This window comes from Pelagerythrobacter sp. Soil_C_18 (assembly GCF_057657235.1).
Genome location: NZ_JBDGIU010000006.1, coordinates 103,974 through 123,574 on the forward strand (window position 1 = coordinate 103,974; position 19,601 = coordinate 123,574).

The 19,601-nt window shown below is 64.5% G+C and carries 15 protein-coding genes; 9 read left to right on the forward strand and 6 right to left on the reverse strand.

What is annotated here, in order from left to right:
• Positions 1-77 precede the first annotated feature (77 nt).
• Positions 78-1,229 carry a glutamate 5-kinase gene (gene proB, locus AC3A5N_RS13235; protein WP_487737789.1) on the reverse strand — a complete coding sequence of 384 codons (1,152 nt, stop codon included), beginning with the start codon at positions 1,227-1,229 and terminating at the stop codon, positions 78-80.
• 200 nt (positions 1,230-1,429) lie between these two features.
• Here proB and AC3A5N_RS13240 point away from each other — a divergent pair, with 200 nt between their 5' ends.
• The 7 genes from AC3A5N_RS13240 to AC3A5N_RS13270 all read left to right on the forward strand — a co-directional run bounded on the left by AC3A5N_RS13240 (position 1,430) and on the right by AC3A5N_RS13270 (position 8,512).
• On the forward strand, positions 1,430-2,209 hold the full coding sequence (locus AC3A5N_RS13240) for a pyrroline-5-carboxylate reductase family protein (protein ID WP_487737917.1): 780 nt from the start codon (positions 1,430-1,432) through the stop codon (positions 2,207-2,209).
• Between the two features lie 46 nt (positions 2,210-2,255).
• Positions 2,256-3,521 carry a glutamate-5-semialdehyde dehydrogenase gene (locus tag AC3A5N_RS13245; RefSeq protein WP_487737790.1) on the forward strand — a complete coding sequence of 422 codons (1,266 nt, stop codon included), beginning with the start codon at positions 2,256-2,258 and terminating at the stop codon, positions 3,519-3,521.
• A 305-nt stretch (positions 3,522-3,826) separates the two neighbouring features.
• Positions 3,827-4,726: a hypothetical protein gene (locus tag AC3A5N_RS13250; protein WP_487737791.1), complete on the forward strand. Its 900-nt coding sequence runs from the start codon at positions 3,827-3,829 to the stop codon at positions 4,724-4,726.
• A gap of 228 nt (positions 4,727-4,954) precedes the next feature.
• Positions 4,955-5,206 carry a hypothetical protein gene (locus AC3A5N_RS13255; RefSeq protein ID WP_487737792.1) on the forward strand — a complete coding sequence of 84 codons (252 nt, stop codon included), beginning with the start codon at positions 4,955-4,957 and terminating at the stop codon, positions 5,204-5,206.
• 151 nt (positions 5,207-5,357) lie between these two features.
• Positions 5,358-6,437: a DNA cytosine methyltransferase gene (locus tag AC3A5N_RS13260; protein ID WP_487737793.1), complete on the forward strand. Its 1,080-nt coding sequence runs from the start codon at positions 5,358-5,360 to the stop codon at positions 6,435-6,437.
• Positions 6,438-6,857: a very short patch repair endonuclease gene (locus tag AC3A5N_RS13265; protein WP_487737794.1), complete on the forward strand. Its 420-nt coding sequence runs from the start codon at positions 6,438-6,440 to the stop codon at positions 6,855-6,857. It begins immediately after the preceding gene.
• Between the two features lie 35 nt (positions 6,858-6,892).
• The gene (locus AC3A5N_RS13270) at positions 6,893-8,512 is read left to right on the forward strand and encodes an ATP-binding protein (RefSeq protein ID WP_487737795.1); all 1,620 of its coding nucleotides are present in this window, start codon (positions 6,893-6,895) and stop codon (positions 8,510-8,512) included.
• A 10-nt stretch (positions 8,513-8,522) separates the two neighbouring features.
• Here AC3A5N_RS13270 and lepA read toward each other — a convergent pair whose 3' ends face one another.
• Complete coding sequence (gene lepA, locus AC3A5N_RS13275) at positions 8,523-10,340, reverse strand: translation elongation factor 4 (RefSeq protein WP_487737796.1); 1,818 nt, start codon at positions 10,338-10,340, stop codon at positions 8,523-8,525.
• Positions 10,341-10,436: 96 nt separating this feature from the next.
• The gene (locus AC3A5N_RS13280; RefSeq protein WP_487737797.1) at positions 10,437-12,944 is read right to left on the reverse strand and encodes an EAL domain-containing protein; all 2,508 of its coding nucleotides are present in this window, start codon (positions 12,942-12,944) and stop codon (positions 10,437-10,439) included.
• Positions 12,945-13,402: 458 nt separating this feature from the next.
• On the opposite strand from AC3A5N_RS13280, the gene AC3A5N_RS13285 reads away from it, so the two are divergent.
• Entirely contained in the window at positions 13,403-14,719 is a 1,317-nt protein-coding gene (locus AC3A5N_RS13285; RefSeq protein WP_487737798.1) for an FAD-dependent oxidoreductase, read from the forward strand.
• A gap of 62 nt (positions 14,720-14,781) precedes the next feature.
• A complete protein-coding gene (locus tag AC3A5N_RS13290; RefSeq protein ID WP_487737799.1) occupies positions 14,782-16,536 on the forward strand; it encodes an N-acyl-D-amino-acid deacylase family protein in 1,755 nt (584 codons plus the stop codon).
• A gap of 50 nt (positions 16,537-16,586) precedes the next feature.
• Here the strand turns inward: AC3A5N_RS13290 and dnaN are convergent, their stop codons facing one another.
• The 3 genes from dnaN to fabD form a co-directional block, all read right to left on the reverse strand.
• Positions 16,587-17,714, reverse strand: coding sequence for a DNA polymerase III subunit beta (dnaN, locus tag AC3A5N_RS13295; RefSeq protein WP_487737800.1), 1,128 nt, complete (start codon positions 17,712-17,714; stop codon positions 16,587-16,589).
• Between the two features lie 183 nt (positions 17,715-17,897).
• A complete protein-coding gene (fabG, locus tag AC3A5N_RS13300; protein ID WP_487737801.1) occupies positions 17,898-18,650 on the reverse strand; it encodes a 3-oxoacyl-[acyl-carrier-protein] reductase in 753 nt (250 codons plus the stop codon).
• Positions 18,650-19,588, reverse strand: a complete 939-nt coding sequence (fabD, locus tag AC3A5N_RS13305; RefSeq protein ID WP_487737802.1) for an ACP S-malonyltransferase — start codon at positions 19,586-19,588, stop codon at positions 18,650-18,652. Before fabD ends, fabG begins: the two co-directional genes overlap by 1 nt.
• Positions 19,589-19,601: the final 13 nt, after the last annotated feature.

The window sequence follows — 19,601 nt, forward strand, 5'->3', positions numbered from 1 at the left end:
AAAGCCGGGATCGCCCTCCACCAGGTCGTCGTTCGCTGCACGCGATCCCGGCGTTTGCCGGGATGACGACAAGCCGGTCACGACGACGCAGTCATCCCCGCAGGCGCGTCCCACAGCAGATGCCGGTTATCCAGCATGACGAGATTGTTCGCACGGATGATCTCGCCCTTGGTCTTGTAGCCCAGCAGCTGCTCGGGCGGGGTGTCGGGATTGACGATCATCACCCGGATTTCTTCCGAGGTGAAGTCGCTCAGGCCGCGTGCGCGCTCCACGCCGTCGGTGTCGTAGAGGTGCAGCACGTCGCCGCGGGTGAAGTCGCCGTCCATCGCCTGAATGTCCTCACGCCGGATGGAGCGCTTGTTCTGTACCAGCTCGTCGGCGAGTTCCTTCGAAACCTCGACGCTGCCGGCCATCTGCAGGCGATTGGCGATCCAACCGTCTTTGCCCGACATGGGATTCGGGTTGGGAAGGCAGCGCGTGCAGCGCCGCTCGCCGTTCAGCACGGCGGACAGCGGGCGCTCGTACTCGCCGTTGGCGATATAGGTCATGCAGCCCGCTTCCTGCGCCATGTTCGCGGCCTTGAGCTTGGTCGTCATGCCGCCGGTGCCCAGCGTGCTCGTGCCGGTGGTCGCGGCCATGTACTCGCCCACGTCGTGGACTTCTTCGACCAGCCTGGCGCCCGGCTCGCTGGGATTGCGGTCGTAGAGGCCGTCGACGCAGGTCAGGATGATGAAGTCCTTCGCGCCGACCATCTGCGCCACTTTGGCGGCCAGCCGATCGTTGTCGCCGACGCGGATCTCCTCGGTCGTGATCGTGTCGTTCTCGTTGACGATCGGCACGACGCCCGCCTCCAGCAGCCGGTGCACGGTGTTGCGGGTGTTGAGGAAGCGGCGGTGGTGTTCGAAGTCGCCCAGCGTCAGCAGGACCTGCGCGATGTCAAACCCGTACTCGTGACCAACCTGCTTGTAGGCGTTAAGGAGCAGCGGCATGCCGCAGGCGGCGGCGGCCTGCTTGTCGCTGACGCCCGCGCTCTCCGGCGTTTCGCCGACAGTCTTGAGACCCAGCGCGACCGCTCCCGAAGAACAGAGGATCACGTTGTAACCTTCGTTGCGAAGGCGGGTGACATCCTCCAGAAGCCGTTGAATGAAGCTGAAGCGCGGGGTGAGCAGGTCCGAATTCGCAAGCAGGGCGGAACCAATCTTGACGACGATGTTTCGATTCTCGGCCACGACGATAAAATCCACTCCTTGAAAAATTCCGGTCGGTACGTAGATAGCCATTGTGCAATGCACAACCGGGAACACGGAAAAAGTTCACTTGCGGCGCGGCGTTCGACCGTTGCGATCGAATTCGTTATCGAGCCCCGGCCACATCCATCGAACTATTCATTTATAGCGAGGGGCGACACTTGAATTTCAATAACATACTCATGATCGGCTGCGGCAAGATGGGTGGTGCACTTCTCAATCACTGGATGAGCGGCGGGGAGAACTTTACCATCGTCGATCCCGCGCTCGAGTCCGCACCTTCGCCCGCTCGGCTCGTTTCCGATCTCAACGCTCTCGGCGAGGAAAAGTTCGATGTCGTGATCGTCGCGATCAAGCCGCAGATGATCGACGACGTGCTCCCCGACTATGCGAGCCGGCTGGCCGAGGGCGGCTACGTGCTGTCGATCGCCGCCGGCTCCTCGGCCCAGCGCATCGCCCGTGCAATGGCCGGCGCGGGAGAGGGGGCGCCGGTCGTGCGCGTCATGCCCAACCTGCCGGCAGCCGTCGGCCAGGGCGTCAGCGGGCTCTATGCCGGCCCGGAGGTCGGCGCCGACCAGCGCGCCCACGCGTCCGCGATGATGGAGCGCGCGGGCACCGTCGTGACCGTCGACGACGAGGACCGGCTCGACCGCGTGACCGCCGTCGCCGGCTCCGGCCCCGGCTATGTGTTCGAGATCGCCCGCGCCTATGTCGCCGCCGCGCAGGAACAGGGCTTCAGCGCGGAAGATGCCCGCGCCATGGTGCTCGGCACGATGGCCGGCGCGCTCGCCATGGCGATGGAGGACGGCGCGCCCGACCTCGAAACGCTGCGCAATTCGGTGACCAGCAAGGGCGGCACCACCGCCGCCGGCCTTGCCGCGCTCAATGGCGACGAGACGCTCTCGCGCCTGATGCGCGTAACGCTGCAGGCGGCCTACGACCGGGCGGTCGAGCTGCGCTGACTTGCGGCGCGCTCCCGCTCATGACACGAACGACACGAGGATTCCGATGAACGACCAGACACTCGATCCGCAGATCCACATCCACGAGCTCGGCCGCCGCGCGCGCGATGCGGCGCGCGGGCTGCTCGCCGCCAGCACCGAAGCGAAGAACGCGGCGCTGCGCGAGGCCGCGAAGGCGCTGCGCGAAGCCACGCCCGCGCTGCTCGAGGCGAACGCGGCCGATGTCGCGAGCGTCGAGGGCAAGAAGCCCGACAGCTTCATCGACCGCCTGCGCCTGACCGAAGAGCGCATCGAGGGCATGGCCAAGGCGCTCGAGGAGATCGCCGAGCTGCCCGACCCGGTCGGCCGCAAGCTCGCCACCTTCGATCGGCCCAACGGTCTGAAGATCGAGCGCGTCGCCGTCCCTATCGGCGTGATCGGCATGATCTACGAATCCCGCCCCAACGTCGGCGCCGACGCCTCGGCCCTGTGCCTCAAGTCGGGCAATGCGGTGATCCTGCGCGGCGGTTCGGAGAGCCGCAACTCGACCCGCGAGATCGTCGCCGCGATGCGCGCCGGGCTCAAGGCCGCCGGCCTGCCGGAAGACGCGGTGCAGACCGTCCAGACGACCGACCGCGAGGCCGTCGCCGAGCTGCTGCGCGCGGTCGACCACGTCGATCTCGTCATTCCCCGCGGCGGCCGCGGACTGGTCGAGCTGGTGCGCGACCAGGCGAAGGTCCCCACCCTCCTCCACCTCGACGGCAACTGCCACAGCTACGTCCACGCGGCGGCCGACATCGACGAGGCGGTGCAGGTCATCCGCAACGCCAAGCTCCGCCGCACCGGCGTCTGCGGGGCGACCGAGAGCATCGTCATCGACCGCGCGGTCGCGGGCGAAGTCGTGCCCAAGCTCGCCGACGCGATGGCCGCCGACTGCGAGCTGCGCGGCGATGCCGAGGCGGTCGCGCTCGACAGCCGGATCAAGCCCGCGACCGAGGAAGACTGGGACACCGAATACCTCGACCCCGTCGCCAGCGTGAAGATCGTCGGCGGGCTCGACGAAGGCATCGCCTGGGTCGACACCCACTCCAGCCACCACACCGACGCGATCCTGACCGAGGACGCCGACGCCGCCCGCCGCTTCCTCACCGCAATCGACAGCGCCGTGGTGATGCACAACGCCTCCACCCAGTTCTCCGACGGCGGGGAGTTCGGCATGGGCGCGGAAATCGGCATCGCCACCGGCAAGATGCACGCCCGCGGCCCCGTCGGCCTCGAGCAGCTCACGAGCTTCAAGTACCTGGTGTATGGGGATGGGCAAACTCGTCCTTGACGAGTTTGTTTTTTGTTTAGCCTCAAGCGCCGGCGGGCCCATCCGGGCCCTTGGCTTCCGCGCCAGTAGGCGCGGCGGCCGGTCGGCCTTGCGGTCCGCTGGTCGCGGACCGGACCAGCTCTCCACAGCCATGGCCGGGAAAGCTCCGTTCGGCGACAGCCGACCGCAAGGGCGACGGCCCGCCCACAGGCGCCCCGTAGCGAAGCGGAGGGAGCAGCGCCGAGGACGCGCGCGCGGATGCGCGTGCGAAAGAACAAACAAAAAACATTTTCCTACAGCACACCTCATGTGCTGTAGAATCGAAAATGACCCGCCGCACCGACAGTCGCGAGGCCCGCCTGCCCGTCCGCGCAGGCGAATTGCCCGCCTTCACCCCCGTCCCGCGCGAGCGCCCGCGCCGCGACGGCTGGACCGAGCAGCGCCAGCGCGCCTTCATCGAGGCGCTGGCTGACACCGGCAGCGTCGACGCCGCCTGCCGCGCCGTCAACATGAGCCAGCCCGGCGTCTACCAGCTCCGCCGCGAGCCGGGCGCGGAGAGCTTCCGCCAGGCGTGGGAGGCCGCGCTCCAGCTCGGCGTCCAGCGGATCGAGGACGTCGCGATGGAGCGCGCGCTCAACGGCGTCGAGGTGCCCGTCTACTCCTACGGCAAGCTCGTCGGCACCCGCCGCACCTACAACGACCGGCTGCTCATGTTCATGCTCCGCAACCGCGCGCCCGAGCGCTTCACCGAAGGCAAGGCGAAAGGCCTCGGCGCGATCGGCAAGATGGAGCGCGACCGCCTGAAGAAGCAGTGGCGCAAGGAATGGGAGGAGGAGCAGGAGCGCGAGGCCTCGGAGGCCGACCACCACGCCGCCGATTTCGTCGAGCGCATTGCCGAGATGCACGTCCGCTGGTGGGCCCACCTCAGCCCCCGCACCCGCGCCGCCTACCGCGAGTTCCGCCGCCTCGAAGCCCTCGACGAGGGCTGGCGGACCCGCAGCGACGCCCCCGAAGCCGACACCGCCGCGGCCGAGGCCGAATACACCGAAGTCTTCGCGGGCGACGGCCGCTCCCGAGCCGCCCTCCTCGGCGAGGCCTGCGCCATCGGCGACGACCGAACCTGCCCGGAACTGGAGAACGGCGAGGCCGGCGAGGAGCCGGAGGAGCCCCCACCCGCCAAACCCGCCGGCCCGCGCATCAGAACGCTGGGGGACGACAGGTGGTAACCTCCTCCCCTCCCGCTCGCGGGAGGGGCCGGGGGAAGGCCTGTCCCCTCCCCACACACAAGGCCTGGAAAGCCCCGGTCCGCGACCAGCGGACCGCAAGGCCGACCGGCCGCCCGGAGCGCTCCGCGCGGAGGAAGCCAAGGGGCGCGGATGCGCCCCGCCCGGCGTTTGAGGGCGCAAACAAAAGACTCCTCGCCTCTTGGTCCCACGTTGCCGTATAGAATCCGAATGACAACGGCATTCGACACGATCGCAGCCGGGCTGGCCGAAGCCATTGCCTATGCCGAAGGCGACACTACCAAGGGCCGCGTCGTTGCGCGCCTCGACGTCAAGGAGATCCGCGCCAAGACCGGACTCAGTCAGGCGAAATTCGCTGCCAAGCTGCGCGACTCGGAGCAGCACCGGCGCTCCGGACGCCCCGGCGCGGACGTTACTGAGGACGGTGGATGCAGACCCGAAGGTGGCACTAGGATTGATTGAGCGGGCGGCGGGCTAATCTGTATGCTGCCCAGAATTTGCTGTCCCGAACCCATCGATGGAGCTAGCGCGACGTTGTGGGAAAATCGCGTAGGGCACTCACGCGCCTTGCCGCGTCAGCACTTTTCCGCAACATAGCGGTCCCATGCAGTGCATGCGGGCAATTGATCTGTTTTGTGGGACCGGCGGCTTCTCGCGCGGCGCGCATGCGGCGGAATTCGACGTCGTCGCGGCCTACGATTTCGATCCCGACCTAACCTATTCGTACGGCGTCAATTTTCCGAGTACGAAGCTGTTTCATAGGGATATTTCGCAGCTCACGGGCGCGGAAGTGCTTGAGAATGCGAATGGCCCGGTCGACCTAATTTTCGGTGGACCGCCATGCCAAGGCTTCAGCATGATCGGGAAGCGAGACGAAAAAGACCCGCGCAGAAGCCTCCTGAAGAAGTTTTTCGAGATCGTAAACGACGCGCGACCATCCGCATTCGTTATGGAAAACGTCGAAGGCCTGATGCTCGGATCTGCCCGTCGAGAACTCGATGAAGCGATCGCGCAACTTACCGGATACGAAGTTTGGGACCCCACGGTTTTGGACGCTGCCGAATTCGGCGCGGCGACCAAGAGGCGCAGAGCATTCGTAGTCGGCTACTTGCCTGATCGCTGTGCGCCGATCACGATCAATGACCTCGAAACTTTCAAACGTGAACCAGCGACCGTCAAAGACGCGATTTTCGATCTACGGTCTCCAGTGCCCGTCCGAAGCGACGAGGATGGAACGGATATATGGCGTTTGCGCAAGAACGCCCGAAGCAGCGACTACTCGGCCGCCCTGCATGCCGATGATCGGATATTCACCGGCAACAAACGAACAGAGCACCTAGACCGGGTCGTCCAAAGGTTCAGTTCAATCATACCTGGGGGATTCGACCCGATTGGAAAATATCCTCGTCTCAAATGGGACGGTCAGTGCCCAACCCTTCGAGCAGGAACGGGAGCGGACAAGGGATCGCATCAAGCGGTTCGACCCATCCATCCCGAGGAAAACAGGGTCATAACAGTTCGCGAAGCGGCGCGCCTCCAAGGCTTTCCGGACATACACCGTTTCCATCCTGCGATCTGGCATAGCTTCCGACAGATCGGAAATTCCGTCTCGCCGATAATTGCTGAGGCAGTTCTCTCAGCAGTTCAACAGAAACTCGCGGAAGGTCCGGCGCTCGCCGAAGCCGCAGAATAGATGGTCGACCACATTTCACCAGAACGTCGTTCGTGGTTGATGTCGCAGGTGAGAAGCAAAAATACTACGCCTGAAATGCGCGTTCGGCGAGCAGCCCATGCCTTGGGATTACGATTTCGCCTTCATCGAAACGACCTCCCCGGCAAGCCGGATCTCGTATTCCCAAAACGCCGCGTAGCTCTATTCGTACATGGGTGCTTTTGGCATCGGCATGAAGGCTGCAAGAAAGCCTCCACCCCCAAAACCCGGACTGAATTCTGGGAAGAAAAATTTAAGCGGAATATGGCACGAGACAGACAGGCGACTAAAGAACTGAGAAAGTTTGGCTGGGAACCTAAAGTCGTGTGGGAATGCCAAACGAGGGACTTACGCGAGTTGCAAAAGTGCCTTATCGATATGTTTGGCTTAGGAATTGCTTGATCACAGAGGGGGGTGAGTTGGCAAAGCAGCAGTCTATGGCGATCAAGCAGGGGATCGACGAGGAGTTCCTGCTTGAGACTTTGACGCGCGACATTTCTCCCAACGAGGCGCTCTTCGATCTAATCGACAACGCGATTGATGCGGCTCGCAATTCAATTCCCGCCAACGCGAAAAAGGACGACCGCGGCCTCCCCGCAGATTATTCAAGGTTCAGGATTGCGCTTCGCGTAGTCCCTGGATCGGTTGCCGTTTCCGATAACTGCGACGGCTTTCACCGGACCACCCTTAGAGATGAGGCATTCATCCTAGGAAAGCGCTCAACTCACCGACAAGGGGTAGGCTACTTTGGCCTAGGCATGAAGCGAGCGCTCCTTGCGCTTGGCAAGACGTACGCCCTTTCAACAAACAGAGCAGACTTTTCAGCCACTGTCCGTTTCACGTCAGAAGATCTATCGCTCACCCAAGGACTCACGGCAGAGATTAGAACATCCAGAAAAGCGACGCGGACAACCTTCCTTATCAAAGACCTGCAGCCAAGCGCAGCACACTACTTCTCGGGAGACTTGGACGACGTATCCATCGAACTCTCTCGTCGGTACGGGGGTTTTTTAAAGAAGGGTTTAACTATTTCTTTGAATGGGAATCGAATTCTTGGATTTACACCGGGGGTTAGATCACGAGGACCAGTTAAGCCCAAGAAGTGGCATTCTAAAATAGATGGTATCGATGTATTCGTTCAATCTGGAATGCACGCAAAATATCGACACACTGACGAAAAGGATTATGATCGAAGGGTGAACTCCTTACTTACAGATGAATTCGGATGGTATATTGTATGCAATGATCGGACGATTGAAGTTGCTTCTAAGGAAAAGAACCTTGGATTTTCGACCTATTGGCATCCCGAATACAACGGATTTCTCGGGTGGGTTCATTTCGTATCCAATGATCCTGAGAAGCTACCTTGGGATACTAAGAAATCCGAGATCGATCCGAACTCGGCGATCTTCGCTCAAATTGTCGAACGACTTGAAGGTTTTTCAGATGATTTTCGAACATCAAATCGCCAGTCTAGGAAATCGAAGACGAAAAACGGCCGAACAAAAAACCAGACAAGGCCAAAAAACCAGTCGTTGAAGAAGTCGAAGACTGGTAAGACATTCCATATCAACGATGTAGATGAGTTACTGCCAAAGATGGACGTGGCGTGGAATGATCGAAAATTATCTTCCCTGATAACCGAGGCGAGCGAGCTCAGTCTGGAATTTTCATTTTCTGGATCTGCGCTGCTTAGAATGATCGGAGAACGCGCAATCGATCAACACGTTCGACGCAGCGGCAAGCTTGAAGATGTCAAGGAAATGGTCTTCAATAAGCAGGAGAAGGAGGGGCGTCCTTTTACAGACGATCAGAAGGACAATTTTGATCCGACACTGAGAAATGTCATTGACTGGTTGAAGAAGAACAAGACCTATTTTCCAAGCTCTGTTCGTTCAGATTGTCATCAGAGCTTGTCGAAGTTCGCGAATAATCTTCAAACGATCAATGGGGTGATGCATCGAGCAAACCTCGTCGGCAAGCCGGAGCTTTCTACAATGCGGAATGAGCTATTTCCATTGTTGGATTTTCTGGCGTCCACTCCGCCAGGAAAGTAAGCATCCGAGCCTACTCCTCCCCCATCCGCAACGCCGCAATAAACGCCTCCTGCGGAATGCTCACATTCCCATACTCGCGCATCCGCGCCTTGCCCTTCTTCTGCTTCTCCAGCAGCTTCTTCTTGCGGGAAATGTCCCCGCCGTAGCACTTGGCGGTCACGTCCTTGCGCAGCGCGGCGATGGTCTCGCGGGCGATCACCTTGCCGCCGATCGCGGCCTGGATCGGGATCTTGAACAGGTGGCGCGGGATCAGGTCTTTCAGGCGCTCGCACATGCCGCGGCCGCGCTCTTCGGCGACATTGCGGTGGACGATCAGGCTCAGCGCGTCGACCGGCTCGTTGTTGACCAGGATGTTCATCTTCACCAGGTCCCCCTCGCGCAGGCCGATCTGCTCGTAGTCGAAGCTGGCATAGCCGCGGCTGATCGATTTCAGGCGGTCGTAGAAATCGAACACGACTTCGTTCAGCGGCAGCTCGTAAGTCACCTGCGCGCGGCCGCCGACGTAAGTCAGGTCGGTCTGGATGCCGCGCCGGTCCTGGCACAGCTTGAGGATCGAGCCGAGGTATTCGTCGGGCGTGTAGATCGTCGCCTTGATCCACGGTTCCTCGATCCACTCGATCCGGTTGGGATCGGGATAGTCGGCCGGGTTATGCAGCTCGATCGTCTTCCCCTCCTCGCTCTTCGTCTTGCCGAGGCGGATGCGGTAGACGACGCTGGGGGCGGTGGTGATGAGGTCGAGGTCGTATTCGCGGGTGAGGCGTTCCTGGATGATCTCCAGGTGCAAGAGGCCGAGGAACCCGCAGCGGAAGCCGAAGCCCAATGCGGCCGAGCTTTCCATCTCGTAGGAGAAGGACGCGTCGTTGAGGCGCAGGCGGCCGATGGATTCGCGCAGCTTCTCGAAGTCGGCGGCGTCGACCGGGAACAGGCCGCAGAACACCACCGGCTGGACTTCCTTGTAGCCGGCGAGCGCCTTGTCCGCCCCGCCCTTCACCGTGGTGATCGTGTCGCCGACGCGGGCCTGTTCGACTTCCTTGATCTGCGCGGTGATGAAGCCGATCTCGCCCGGGCCGATCTCGGGCAGGTCGACGCGCTTGGGGGTGAAGGCGCCGACGCGGTCGATCAGGTGCTGGGTGCCGCCCTGCATGAATTTGACCTGGAGGCCCTTCTTGAGCACGCCGTCGATCACGCGCACGAGGATGACCACGCCGAGGTAGGGGTCGTACCATGAGTCGACCAGCATGGCCTTGAGCGGCGCGTCGCGATCGCCCTTGGGAGGCGGGATGCGGGCGACGATGGCTTCCAGCGTGTCCTCGATGCCGATGCCGGATTTGGCGCTGGTGAGCACCGCTTCGCTGGCGTCGATGCCGATGATGTCCTCGATCTCCTTGCGGACCATTTCGGGTTCGGCCGCGGGGAGGTCGATCTTGTTGATGACGGGGACGATCTCGTGATCGTGCTCGATCGACTGGTAGACGTTGGCGAGCGTCTGCGCCTCGACCCCCTGCGCGGCGTCGACCACCAGCAGCGCGCCTTCGCACGCGGCGAGGGAGCGGCTGACCTCGTAGGCGAAGTCGACGTGGCCGGGGGTGTCCATCAGGTTGAGCTCGTAAGTTTGCCCATCCTTCGCGGTATAGTTCAGGCGCACGGTCTGGGCCTTGATGGTGATCCCGCGCTCGCGCTCAATGTCCATGTTATCAAGGACTTGCTCGCTCATCTCGCGGTCCGTCAGGCCCCCGCAATGCTGGATCAACCGATCGGCCAGCGTCGACTTGCCATGGTCGATATGCGCAATGATGCTAAAGTTCCGGATACGTGCAAGATCGGTCATCATAATTCCGCTGAGGGATACTTGGTGCAATGCAGCACCGTTCGCCTCGCCCCTTAGCCGTGGCGGAGCGGCCTGTCAGCCATCTGAATTGGCTGGCTAGCCGGCAGCGGCGCGCCGTTCGTTCATGTCGTCGGGGAGTGGGCGATCGTTGAAGGGCATGCTGGCCGGACCGCCGAGATCATCGGGAAGCGCCTGGTCGAACTCGACGCCCATGCGATTGTCGACACACCAGCGCGTAGTCGCCTCCGCGACCAGCGTGTCGGAGATCGCGATGCGGAAGCGCGTCCCCTCGGGCACGTTCCAAAGCCCCTCGATCAGCGCCCCCCGCGCCGAGACGTTACGGATGGTCCCGGCGTAGTGCTGCCCCGCGTGCTCGAGCACGATCTTGCGCAGCATGGTCCGGCGCGGAGCGCGGGCAGAGCGCGGGCCAACAGCCTCCATTGCCAGGCCGGCGGCGAGGCGTTCGTCGGCGTCCTGCGGGCTCAGGGGCTTGGAGTAGATGTAGCCCTGGACATGCGTGCACCCGTGCGCCCGAACGAGATCAAGCTCGTCGAGCGTCTCCACCCCCTCGGCCGTGACGTCCATTCCCAGCGCCTGCGCCAGGCTCGTGATCGAGGCGATGATCGCACCGTTGCGGCTGCCCGGCTGGGTCGCGCCGCGCACGAAGCTCTGGTCGATCTTGATCTTGTCGAACGGCGCCTTCTTCAGATAGCCGAGCGAGGAATAGCCGGTCCCGAAATCGTCCAGCGCCAGCCGCACTCCGATCCGCTTGAGAGCCGCGAACATGGCCTCGTTGTCGGCATCGTCGTCCAGGAACACGCTCTCGGTGATCTCCAGCTCGAGCCGCGAGGGCGCGATGCCGGCCTGGGCGACGGCGTTGGTGATGATCGCGGGCAATTGCGGGTTGGCGAACTGGAGCGGCGAGACGTTGACCGCACAGCGTACTTCCTCGGGCCATTGCGCCAGCGCGCTGCAGACCGTGCGGATCGCCCATTCGCCGATCGTTCCGATCAGGCCCGTGTCCTCCGCGATCGGGACGAACTTCTCGGGCGAGAGCCACCCCCGGCGTGCGTGGTTCCAGCGCAGCAGCGCCTCGAAGCCGGTGATCCGCGCTGTCGCGGCGTGCACGACGGGCTGATAGAACAGCTGGAGCCCGCCGTCGGCGATCGCATCCCGCAGATCCTGCTCCAGTGCACTGCGCTCTTCGGCGACGGTGTGCAGGTCGTTGGAATAGAAGTGATACCGCCCGCGCCCGGCGTCTTTGGCGGCATAGAGCGAGAGATCGGCGTTGCGGATCAGGGACTCGCTCGAAACCCCGTCGTCGGGGCAGATCGCGATCCCGACCGAGGAGCCGATCACGACCCGCTGCCCCTCGACCGAATAGGGCTGCGAGAGGGCGTGGATGATCTCCTGCGCCAGATGCGCGAGCTTCTCGCGGGCGACGCGGCCGGGCAGGATCACCTCGAACTCGTCCCCGCCGAGGCGCCCCACCCGGCCCGCCTGGCCGACGGTGCGCTCGAGCCGCTGCGCGACCTGTTTCAGCAGCGCATCGCCGGCGGGGTGGCCGAGCGTGTCGTTGACATGCTTGAAGCGGTCGAGGTCGAGCAGAAGGATGGCGCACTCCCGCTCGCGTTCCTGCGGGCTGCCGATGATCTTCTCCAGCGTCTGCGACATCTGGAATCGGTTCGCGAGGCCGGTGAGGGAGTCATAGCGCGCGAGCCGGGTGGCGTTCTCCTGACTGCGCTTCTTCTCCGTCAGATCGGTTCCGGAGCCGCGGAAGCCGCAGAAATTGCGGAACCCGTCGTAGACCGGCCGGCCGTTGATCGACCACCAGCGCTCGCCGCCCGTCACGGCCGCCTTCACGGCCAGCTCCTGAAACGAGGACCGGGCGGACAGATGGAAGGTCAGCGTCCGTTCGCCTTCGCGGTTCTCGTCGCCTAGGTCGAACAACTGCGAGAACGGGCGCCCGACCAGCTCTGCCTCGGCCCGCCCAAGCGTCACGGCGACCGACGGGGAAAGGTAGGTCAGATTGCCGCGGCGGTCGGTTTCCCAGAACCAGCCCTGCCCGGTTTCCTCGTAGTCCTTGAGGATGCTTTGCGCACGGTCGCGAACGCGGGCAAGCGCCTCGCTCTCCTCCGCCTTCGCCCGCTCGAACCGGATCTGGTAAGCCGCGACGATCGCTCCCGCGATCGCGGCTATCGCCAGGCCGGCATAGGCGAAGAACGAACCGTCGACGATCGCGGCGGGCGCCCAGCAGCCGATCTTGCTGACGAAGACCAGCACGATCCGGCCGCTCATCAGCGCAGCGAAGAGGATGTTGACGGTCACCAGCCCGGCAACGCCGATCCGCCAGTCGAGCACGCCGTAGTACATCCAGTCGGCCAGGCCGAGCCCGACCCCGGCAGCGGAAAGGCCGACGAGCGCAATGCCGAGCGTCCGCTTCAGTCCGGGTGATCGTTCGGCGGCATCGCCCCAAGCATTCAATGCCTTGCCGGCCGCAGCGCAAACGACGGCAACCACGCCGCAGATCACCGCGAGCAGCGTCGGCGGCGTCAGAGTGACTACACCGGCGAGCGCGAATGTGGACGCGATCGCGACGGCCATCCATGTCAGAGCCGGTGGAACCGCTGGAGGAGCCGCCGCCAATGCGGAAACCTTCGCGCGCTTTGTCTCGCGCCGGTCGCGCTCGACACGGCGCTCGGGGTCGGAGGAGATTTCGGGTGTTTCGCTCCGCGCCTCGCGGGGTGCCCCAAGGGGCGAGCGCCGCCGCGCGGCCCCGTTTGGTTCCGTCCCCCTCTTGACTGGCGCTCCACCCATATGGGGAAGATACCGCGAATCCCTTGAAAAATCGGTTAACCGTTCGCCTGTCGAAACCCGACGAGCGTACGGCCGAGTCTCCTTGCCAAGGCAATTGTGGCCGGGCATGAGTCTGCCGGCGAACATTGCTGCAGCGGAGAAGAGGATGGCAGGATCCAGAACCGCGCCCGGTCCCGGCTCGCCGCCGCTCGGGAACGCGGTCCGACGACAGCGGCTCCCCTTTCTTGCCGGAGTGCGACGCTGACATGCACCACATCGCGATTATCGGTTCGGGCCCCGCCGGGTACTACACCGCGGAAGCAGCGCAGAAGCATTGGGGCGATGACGTCCGCATCGACATTTTCGACACTCTGCCCGTCCCTTACGGGCTGATCCGCACCGGCGTCGCGCCCGATCACCAGTCGATCAAGGGCGTCAGCCGCCGCTACGAAGCGACCGCGCTCAACGAGAACGTGCGCTTCGTCGGCAACGTCACCGTGGGCAGCGACGTCAGCATGGACGAGCTGCGCGAGCTCTACGATGCGGTCGTTCTCGCTACCGGCGCGCCCAACGATCGGCCGCTCGGGCTCGAGGGCGAGGATCTCGGCAACATCTTCGGCAGCGCGGCGTTCGTGGGCTGGTACAACGGCCATCCGCAGTTCGCCGGGCTCGACCCCGACCTGTCCGGCAGGAACGCCGTCGTCATCGGCATGGGCAACGTCGCGCTCGACGTCGCGCGCATTCTCGCCAAGACCGAAGCCGAGTTCGCGGGGGCCGACATCGTCGCGCATGCGCTCGATGCGCTGCGGGTCTCGAGCCTGCGCACGATTACGATCGTGGGACGGCGCGGCCCCCACCAGATCATGATGACGCCCAAGGAACTGGGCGAGCTCATGCACCTCGACCGCGCCACGCCGCGCGTCGATCCCGGCGACCTTCCGGACGAGGCGGAAGATGCGATCCTCGAACCGGGGCTGCGCAAGTCGGTCACGCATCTGCGGAGCTTCGCCGCAATCCCCGAGAGCGAGCGCGCCGACAAGGCAATCGAGATCGACTTCGACATGTTCGCCTCCCCGCTCCGCTTTCTCGGCGAAGGCAAGGTGACCGGGCTGGAGGTGGAACGCACCAGGGTCGAGACCGGCCGCGCGACCGGCACGGGCGAGACATATGTAATCCCCGCCGATCTCGTGGTCAGTTGCATCGGCTACCGCAGCTCGCCGATCCCCGGCGTCCCGTTCGACGAACGCGCCGGACGCTTCGCCAACGACGAAGGGCGCATCCTGCCAGGCATCTACTGCGTCGGCTGGGCGCGGCGCGGGCCGACCGGCACGATCGGCACCAACCGCCCCGACGGCTTCGGCGTCGTCGAGAAGATCGCCGAGGATCTGACCTCAGGCGCCCTCGGCGCGGGCGGCAAGGAAGGCCGCACGGGCTTCAACGCGCTCGCCGAGAAGCGCGACCTCGACGTCGTCACCTTCCGCGACTGGAAGAAGATCGAGGAAGCCGAAGCCAAAGCCGCCCGCGAAGGCGCCCCGCGTGAGAAGTTCGTCGACATCGAGGCAATGATCCGGGCGCGCGGGTAGGCTCGCCACTGGACTCACCAGTTGCGATATGAGACCTTCCTCCCTGGAGAGAGGAGGCGCAAATGCCCGCATTCGACCTGATCATTCGCAATGGCACCATCGTCGACGGCACTGGCGCGGAGCGCTTCACCGGCGACGTCGCGGTCAGGGATGGCCTGATCGTCCAGGTCGGCACCGTCCAGGGTGACGCCGCAGAGGAGATCGACGCTGCCGGCACGATCGTGACGCCCGGCTTCGTCGACATTCATACCCACTATGACGGGCAAGCGACGTGGGACCAGGAAATGGCCCCCTCGAGCTGGCACGGCGTCACCACCGTGATCATGGGCAACTGCGGCGTCGGCTTCGCGCCGGCGCACCCGGACCGCCATGAGTGGCTGATCGGCCTGATGGAAGGGGTGGAGGACATTCCCGGCACCGCGCTCGCGGAGGGTATCACCTGGGAATGGGACACCTTCCCCGAGTATCTCGACGCGCTCGAGAAGCTGCCGCGCACCGTCGATGTGGGAACGCACGTGCCCCATGGCGCGGTGCGCGCCTATGTGCTCGGCGACCGGGAACAGCCCGGTGCGGTTCCGACCGAGGATGACATCGCCGCCATGGCCCGCATCGTGGAGGAAGGCGTGCGCGCCGGTGCGCTCGGCTTCTCGACGAGCCGCACGGTGATCCACAAGTCGGTCGATGGCGAGCTCGTCCCCGGCACGACCGCGACGCCCGAGGAACTGGTCGCGATCGGCCGTGCCATGGGCCGTGCCGGTCACGGCGTGTTCGAAATGGCGAGCGATCTCAACCGCGAGTGGAACGAGTTCGACTGGATGGGCCGGCTGAGCCGCGAAACCGGCCTCCCGGTCACGTTCGCCGCGCTCCAGTCGATCGCCAAGGAACTTCCGCTGGAAGAGCAGATCGCGACCATGCGGGCCGAGAACGACAACGGCGCCAACATCGTCGCGCAGATCGCCTTGCGCGGCAACGGCATCATCATGGCCTGGCGCGGCACCGTCCACCCGTTCCGCTTCCGCCCGAGCTGGCAGGCGATCATGGCCCTGCCGTGGGAGGAGCAGAAGGCGAAGCTGCTAGACCCGGCCTTCAAGGCGCGGCTGCTGTCCGAGGCGAACGATTTCTCCGGCGCGCCGCAGGACATGCTCGGCCTGCTGATGATCGTCGTCGCGGGCTGGACGATGCAGTTCGAGATGGACGAGAATTTCGACTATGAGCCCGGCCCCGAGGCGAGCGTGCAGGCGCGCGCCGCCGCAGCCGGAATGAGCTGCGAGGAATATGCCTACGACATGCTCTGCCGCGACCACGGCACGGGGTTCATCTACCTGCCGATCCTCAACTACGCCGACGGCAACCTCGACTTCCTCGAGGCGCTGCAGCAGGCGGACGACACGGTGAACTCGCTCTCCGACGGCGGGGCGCATTGCGGCACGATCTGCGACGCGGCGAGCCCGACATTCATGCTCCAGCACTGGGTGCGCGATCGCAAGCGAGGCGGGCGTATCGGGCTGGAGCACGCGATCAAGCGCCAGTGCGCGGACACGGCGCGTCTTTACGGGCTGGAGGACCGCGGCGTGATCGCACCCGGTTACCTGGCCGACCTCAACGTGATCGATCTCAACCGGCTGAAGCTCGGCAAGCCCTGGCTCGCCTTCGACTTGCCGGCAGGGGGCAAGCGCCTGCTGCAGAAGGCCGAGGGCTACGTGGCAACGATCAAGGGCGGCGTGGTCACCTTCCGCGACGGCAAATGGACCGGCGCGACGCCCGGCGGCCTCATCCGCGGCCCGCAGCGCGCCGCCATGCTCGAAGCGGCGGAGTAACCGTTTCAACCTTCACGTCATCCCAACGAAAGCTGGGATGACGGAAGCCTCTAAACCCGCATCGGCATCAGCACATAGAGCGCCGGGCTGTTCGCATCCTGCCGGATCAGCGTCGGCGCGCCGGCGTCTGCCAGGTGCAGCTCCACCGTGTCGCTGTCGATCTGGCTCAGGATGTCCTTGAGGTAATTGGCGTTGAAGCCGATCTCGAACCCTTCGGCAGTGTAGTCCGCCGGGACTTCCTCGGCCGCGGTGCCGTTGTCCGGCGAGGTGACCGAGAGCGTCACTTTGTCCGCCTCCAGCCCCATCTTGACCGCGCGGGTCTTCTCCGTCGCGATCGTCGCGACGCGGTCGACGCCTTCGTAGAAGCTCTTCGGATCGATCTTGAGCAGCTTGTCGTTGCCGGTCGGGATCACGCGGCTGTAATCGGGGAACGTGCCGTCGATCAGCTTGCTGGTCAGCACCACCCCGCCCTCACCGCCGAGCGTGAAGCGGATCTTGCTCGCCGACAGATCGACCTGAACGTTGCCGTCGAGCGACTCCTCGAGCAGCTTGCGCAGCTCCGCGACGGCTTTCCGCGGCACGATCACGTCGGGCATGCCCGCCGCGCCTTCAGGCTGCGCGATGGTGAAGCGCGCGAGGCGGTGGCCGTCGGTCGCCGCCGCCTTGAGCACCGGCTTGTCCTCGTCCGAGACGTGGAGGAAGATGCCGTTGAGGTAGTAGCGCGTCTCCTCGGTCGAGATGGCGAACCGGGTGCGGTCGATCAGCTCGGCCAGGGTTTTGGCGGGAATCTCGAAGCTCGTCGGCAGGTCGCCCTCGACGATCATTGGGAAGTCGTCGCGCGGCAGCGTGGGGAGCTGGAAACGGCTGCGCCCGGCCTTGACCGTCATGCGGTTGTCGGCGGTCTCCAGGCTGACCTGGCTCCCGTCGGGCAGCTTGCGCGCGATGTCGAACAGCAGGTGCGCCGAAACCGTGATCGCGCCCGGCGCATCGACGGAGGCTGCGGCCATGTTCTCCACCACCTGCAGGTCAAGGTCGGTCGCCATGACCTTGAGCGCTCCGCCCTCTCCAGCCTCGATCAACACGTTCGAGAGGATCGGGATGGTGTTGCGCCGCTCCACCACGGACTGGACGTGGCTGAGGCACCTCAGGAGCGTGGCACGTTCGATAGTGGCCTTCATCGCGTATCAATTCCCCCATGCGCGCCCGCCGAAAGGTTCGGGGCCGGAATCGCCCGCGAGCGCCGGAAAGTGGCGATTATCCTTAGTGACGAGGCGTGACGGGGCAAGAACGAATGGCCCTGCGCGCCGATTCCTTGGGGATAAATCCGTGATCCGGGGCTTACGTCGCGTGCCGGCCGGCGGTCAGGACATCATCGCCATGCCGCCGTTCACGTGCAAGGTCTGCCCCGTGATATAGGTTGCCTCGTCCGAAGCGAGATAGGCGACCGCCGCGCCGATGTCCTCGCCCTCGCCCATGCGTCCCATCGGAATGCGGGCGTTGAGCGCGTCCTTCTGCGCATCGGGAAGCTGGTCCGTCATCGCAGTGCGGATGAAGCCGGGGGCGACGCAGTTAATGGTGATCCCGCGGCTCGCAAGCTCCTGCGCGAGGCTCTTCGACATGCCGACGAGCCCCGCCTTGGCCGCGGCGTAGTTCATCTGGCCCGGATTGCCCGTCGCACCGACGACGCTCGTGATGCTGACGATACGGCCGTGCCTCGCCTTCATCATCGGCCGTGCGGCAGCACGCATCAGACGGAACGCGGCTTCGAGATTGATCCGCATGACCGCGTCCCACTCGTCGTCCTTCATCCGCATGGCGAGGTTGTCGCGCGTCACCCCGGCATTGTTGACCAGAATGTCGATCTTGCCGAGTGTATCGACCGTTGCGGGGATCAGCTCCTCGACCTGCGTCGTGTTCGAAAGATCGCAGGTTATCTCGACATGGTCGCCGCCGACCTCTTCGTTGATCTGCTCACGAAAGCTGCGCAGCTTTGCGCTGTTCGACCCGCTGAGCGCCAACCGTGCACCCTGGCGTGCCAGCGCATAGGCAATCGCCGACCCGATCCCGCCGCTGGCGCCGGTAACGAGGGCGGTCTTTCCTTCGAGCGAAAACATTATCCGATCTCCTTCGCGAGCGCTTCGATGTCCGCCATGGTGATGGCGCTGGTGGTCCGGGCTTCCTTGTCGATCCGGCCGATCATGGGGGCGAGGACTTTGCCGCCCAACTCGACGAATTGCTCGACGCCGGCGCGGCGCATGGCGAGCACGCTTTCGCGCCACCGGACCCGGCCCGTGACCTGCTCGACCAGCAGCCGCTGCTCCTCTGCCGGATCCGTCACCTGCGCCGCGGTGACGTTGGCGTAGAGCGGCAGAGTGAAAGCGCCGGGCGCTGTCTTCGTCAGCGCCTCGGCCATGGCGTCCGCCGCGGACTGCATCAGGTCGCAGTGGAACGGCGCGGAGACCGGCAGCAGCACGCCGCGCTTGATCTCGAATTCCTTCACCATGCCGACCGCGCGCTCGATCGCGCCTTTGTGGCCCGAGAGCACGACCTGCCCCGGATCGTTGTCGTTGGCGACCTGGCACACCTCGCCTTCTGCAGCCGCCTCGGCCAGCGCCTGCGCCTTCTCGAGGTCGGCGCCGAGCAGAGCACACATCGCGCCCTCGCCCACCGGCACAGCCGCTTGCATCGCCTGTCCGCGCAGCTTGAGCAGCCGCGCGGTATCCGCCAGCGAGAACGCACCCACGGCGCAGAGCGCGGTGTATTCGCCGAGCGAGTGGCCAGCGACGCAATCGCCCTTGCCCGCCAGCGCGACGCCGAATTCGCGCTCCAGTACCCGCAGGGTCGCAATGGCGTTCGCCATGATCGCCGGCTGCGCGTTCTCGGTCAGCGTCAGCGCGTCCTCCGGCCCTTCGCGCATGATCTTCGACAGGCCCTGCGACAGCGCCTCGTCGACTTCCTCGAACACCTCGCGCGCGGCGGCGCTGGCGTCGGCGAGCTCGGCACCCATGCCGACTTTCTGGCTCCCCTGTCCGGGAAAAACGAATGCACGCATGTCAGTCTCCTTC

Coding starts and splice junctions, on each gene's coding strand:
- AC3A5N_RS13285 (WP_487737798.1), top strand. CDS start 13,403: ATGCACCACATCGCGATTATCGGTTCGGGCCCCGCCGGGTACTACACC.
- AC3A5N_RS13280 (WP_487737797.1), bottom strand. CDS start 12,944: ATGGCCGTCGCGATCGCGTCCACATTCGCGCTCGCCGGTGTAGTCACT.
- dnaN (WP_487737800.1), bottom strand. CDS start 17,714: ATGAAGGCCACTATCGAACGTGCCACGCTCCTGAGGTGCCTCAGCCAC.
- AC3A5N_RS13270 (WP_487737795.1), top strand. CDS start 6,893: ATGGCGATCAAGCAGGGGATCGACGAGGAGTTCCTGCTTGAGACTTTG.
- AC3A5N_RS13265 (WP_487737794.1), top strand. CDS start 6,438: ATGGTCGACCACATTTCACCAGAACGTCGTTCGTGGTTGATGTCGCAG.
- fabG (WP_487737801.1), bottom strand. CDS start 18,650: ATGTTTTCGCTCGAAGGAAAGACCGCCCTCGTTACCGGCGCCAGCGGC.
- AC3A5N_RS13260 (WP_487737793.1), top strand. CDS start 5,358: ATGCGGGCAATTGATCTGTTTTGTGGGACCGGCGGCTTCTCGCGCGGC.
- AC3A5N_RS13255 (WP_487737792.1), top strand. CDS start 4,955: ATGACAACGGCATTCGACACGATCGCAGCCGGGCTGGCCGAAGCCATT.
- lepA (WP_487737796.1), bottom strand. CDS start 10,340: ATGACCGATCTTGCACGTATCCGGAACTTTAGCATCATTGCGCATATC.
- AC3A5N_RS13245 (WP_487737790.1), top strand. CDS start 2,256: ATGAACGACCAGACACTCGATCCGCAGATCCACATCCACGAGCTCGGC.
- AC3A5N_RS13240 (WP_487737917.1), top strand. CDS start 1,430: ATGATCGGCTGCGGCAAGATGGGTGGTGCACTTCTCAATCACTGGATG.
- fabD (WP_487737802.1), bottom strand. CDS start 19,588: ATGCGTGCATTCGTTTTTCCCGGACAGGGGAGCCAGAAAGTCGGCATG.
- AC3A5N_RS13290 (WP_487737799.1), top strand. CDS start 14,782: ATGCCCGCATTCGACCTGATCATTCGCAATGGCACCATCGTCGACGGC.
- AC3A5N_RS13250 (WP_487737791.1), top strand. CDS start 3,827: ATGACCCGCCGCACCGACAGTCGCGAGGCCCGCCTGCCCGTCCGCGCA.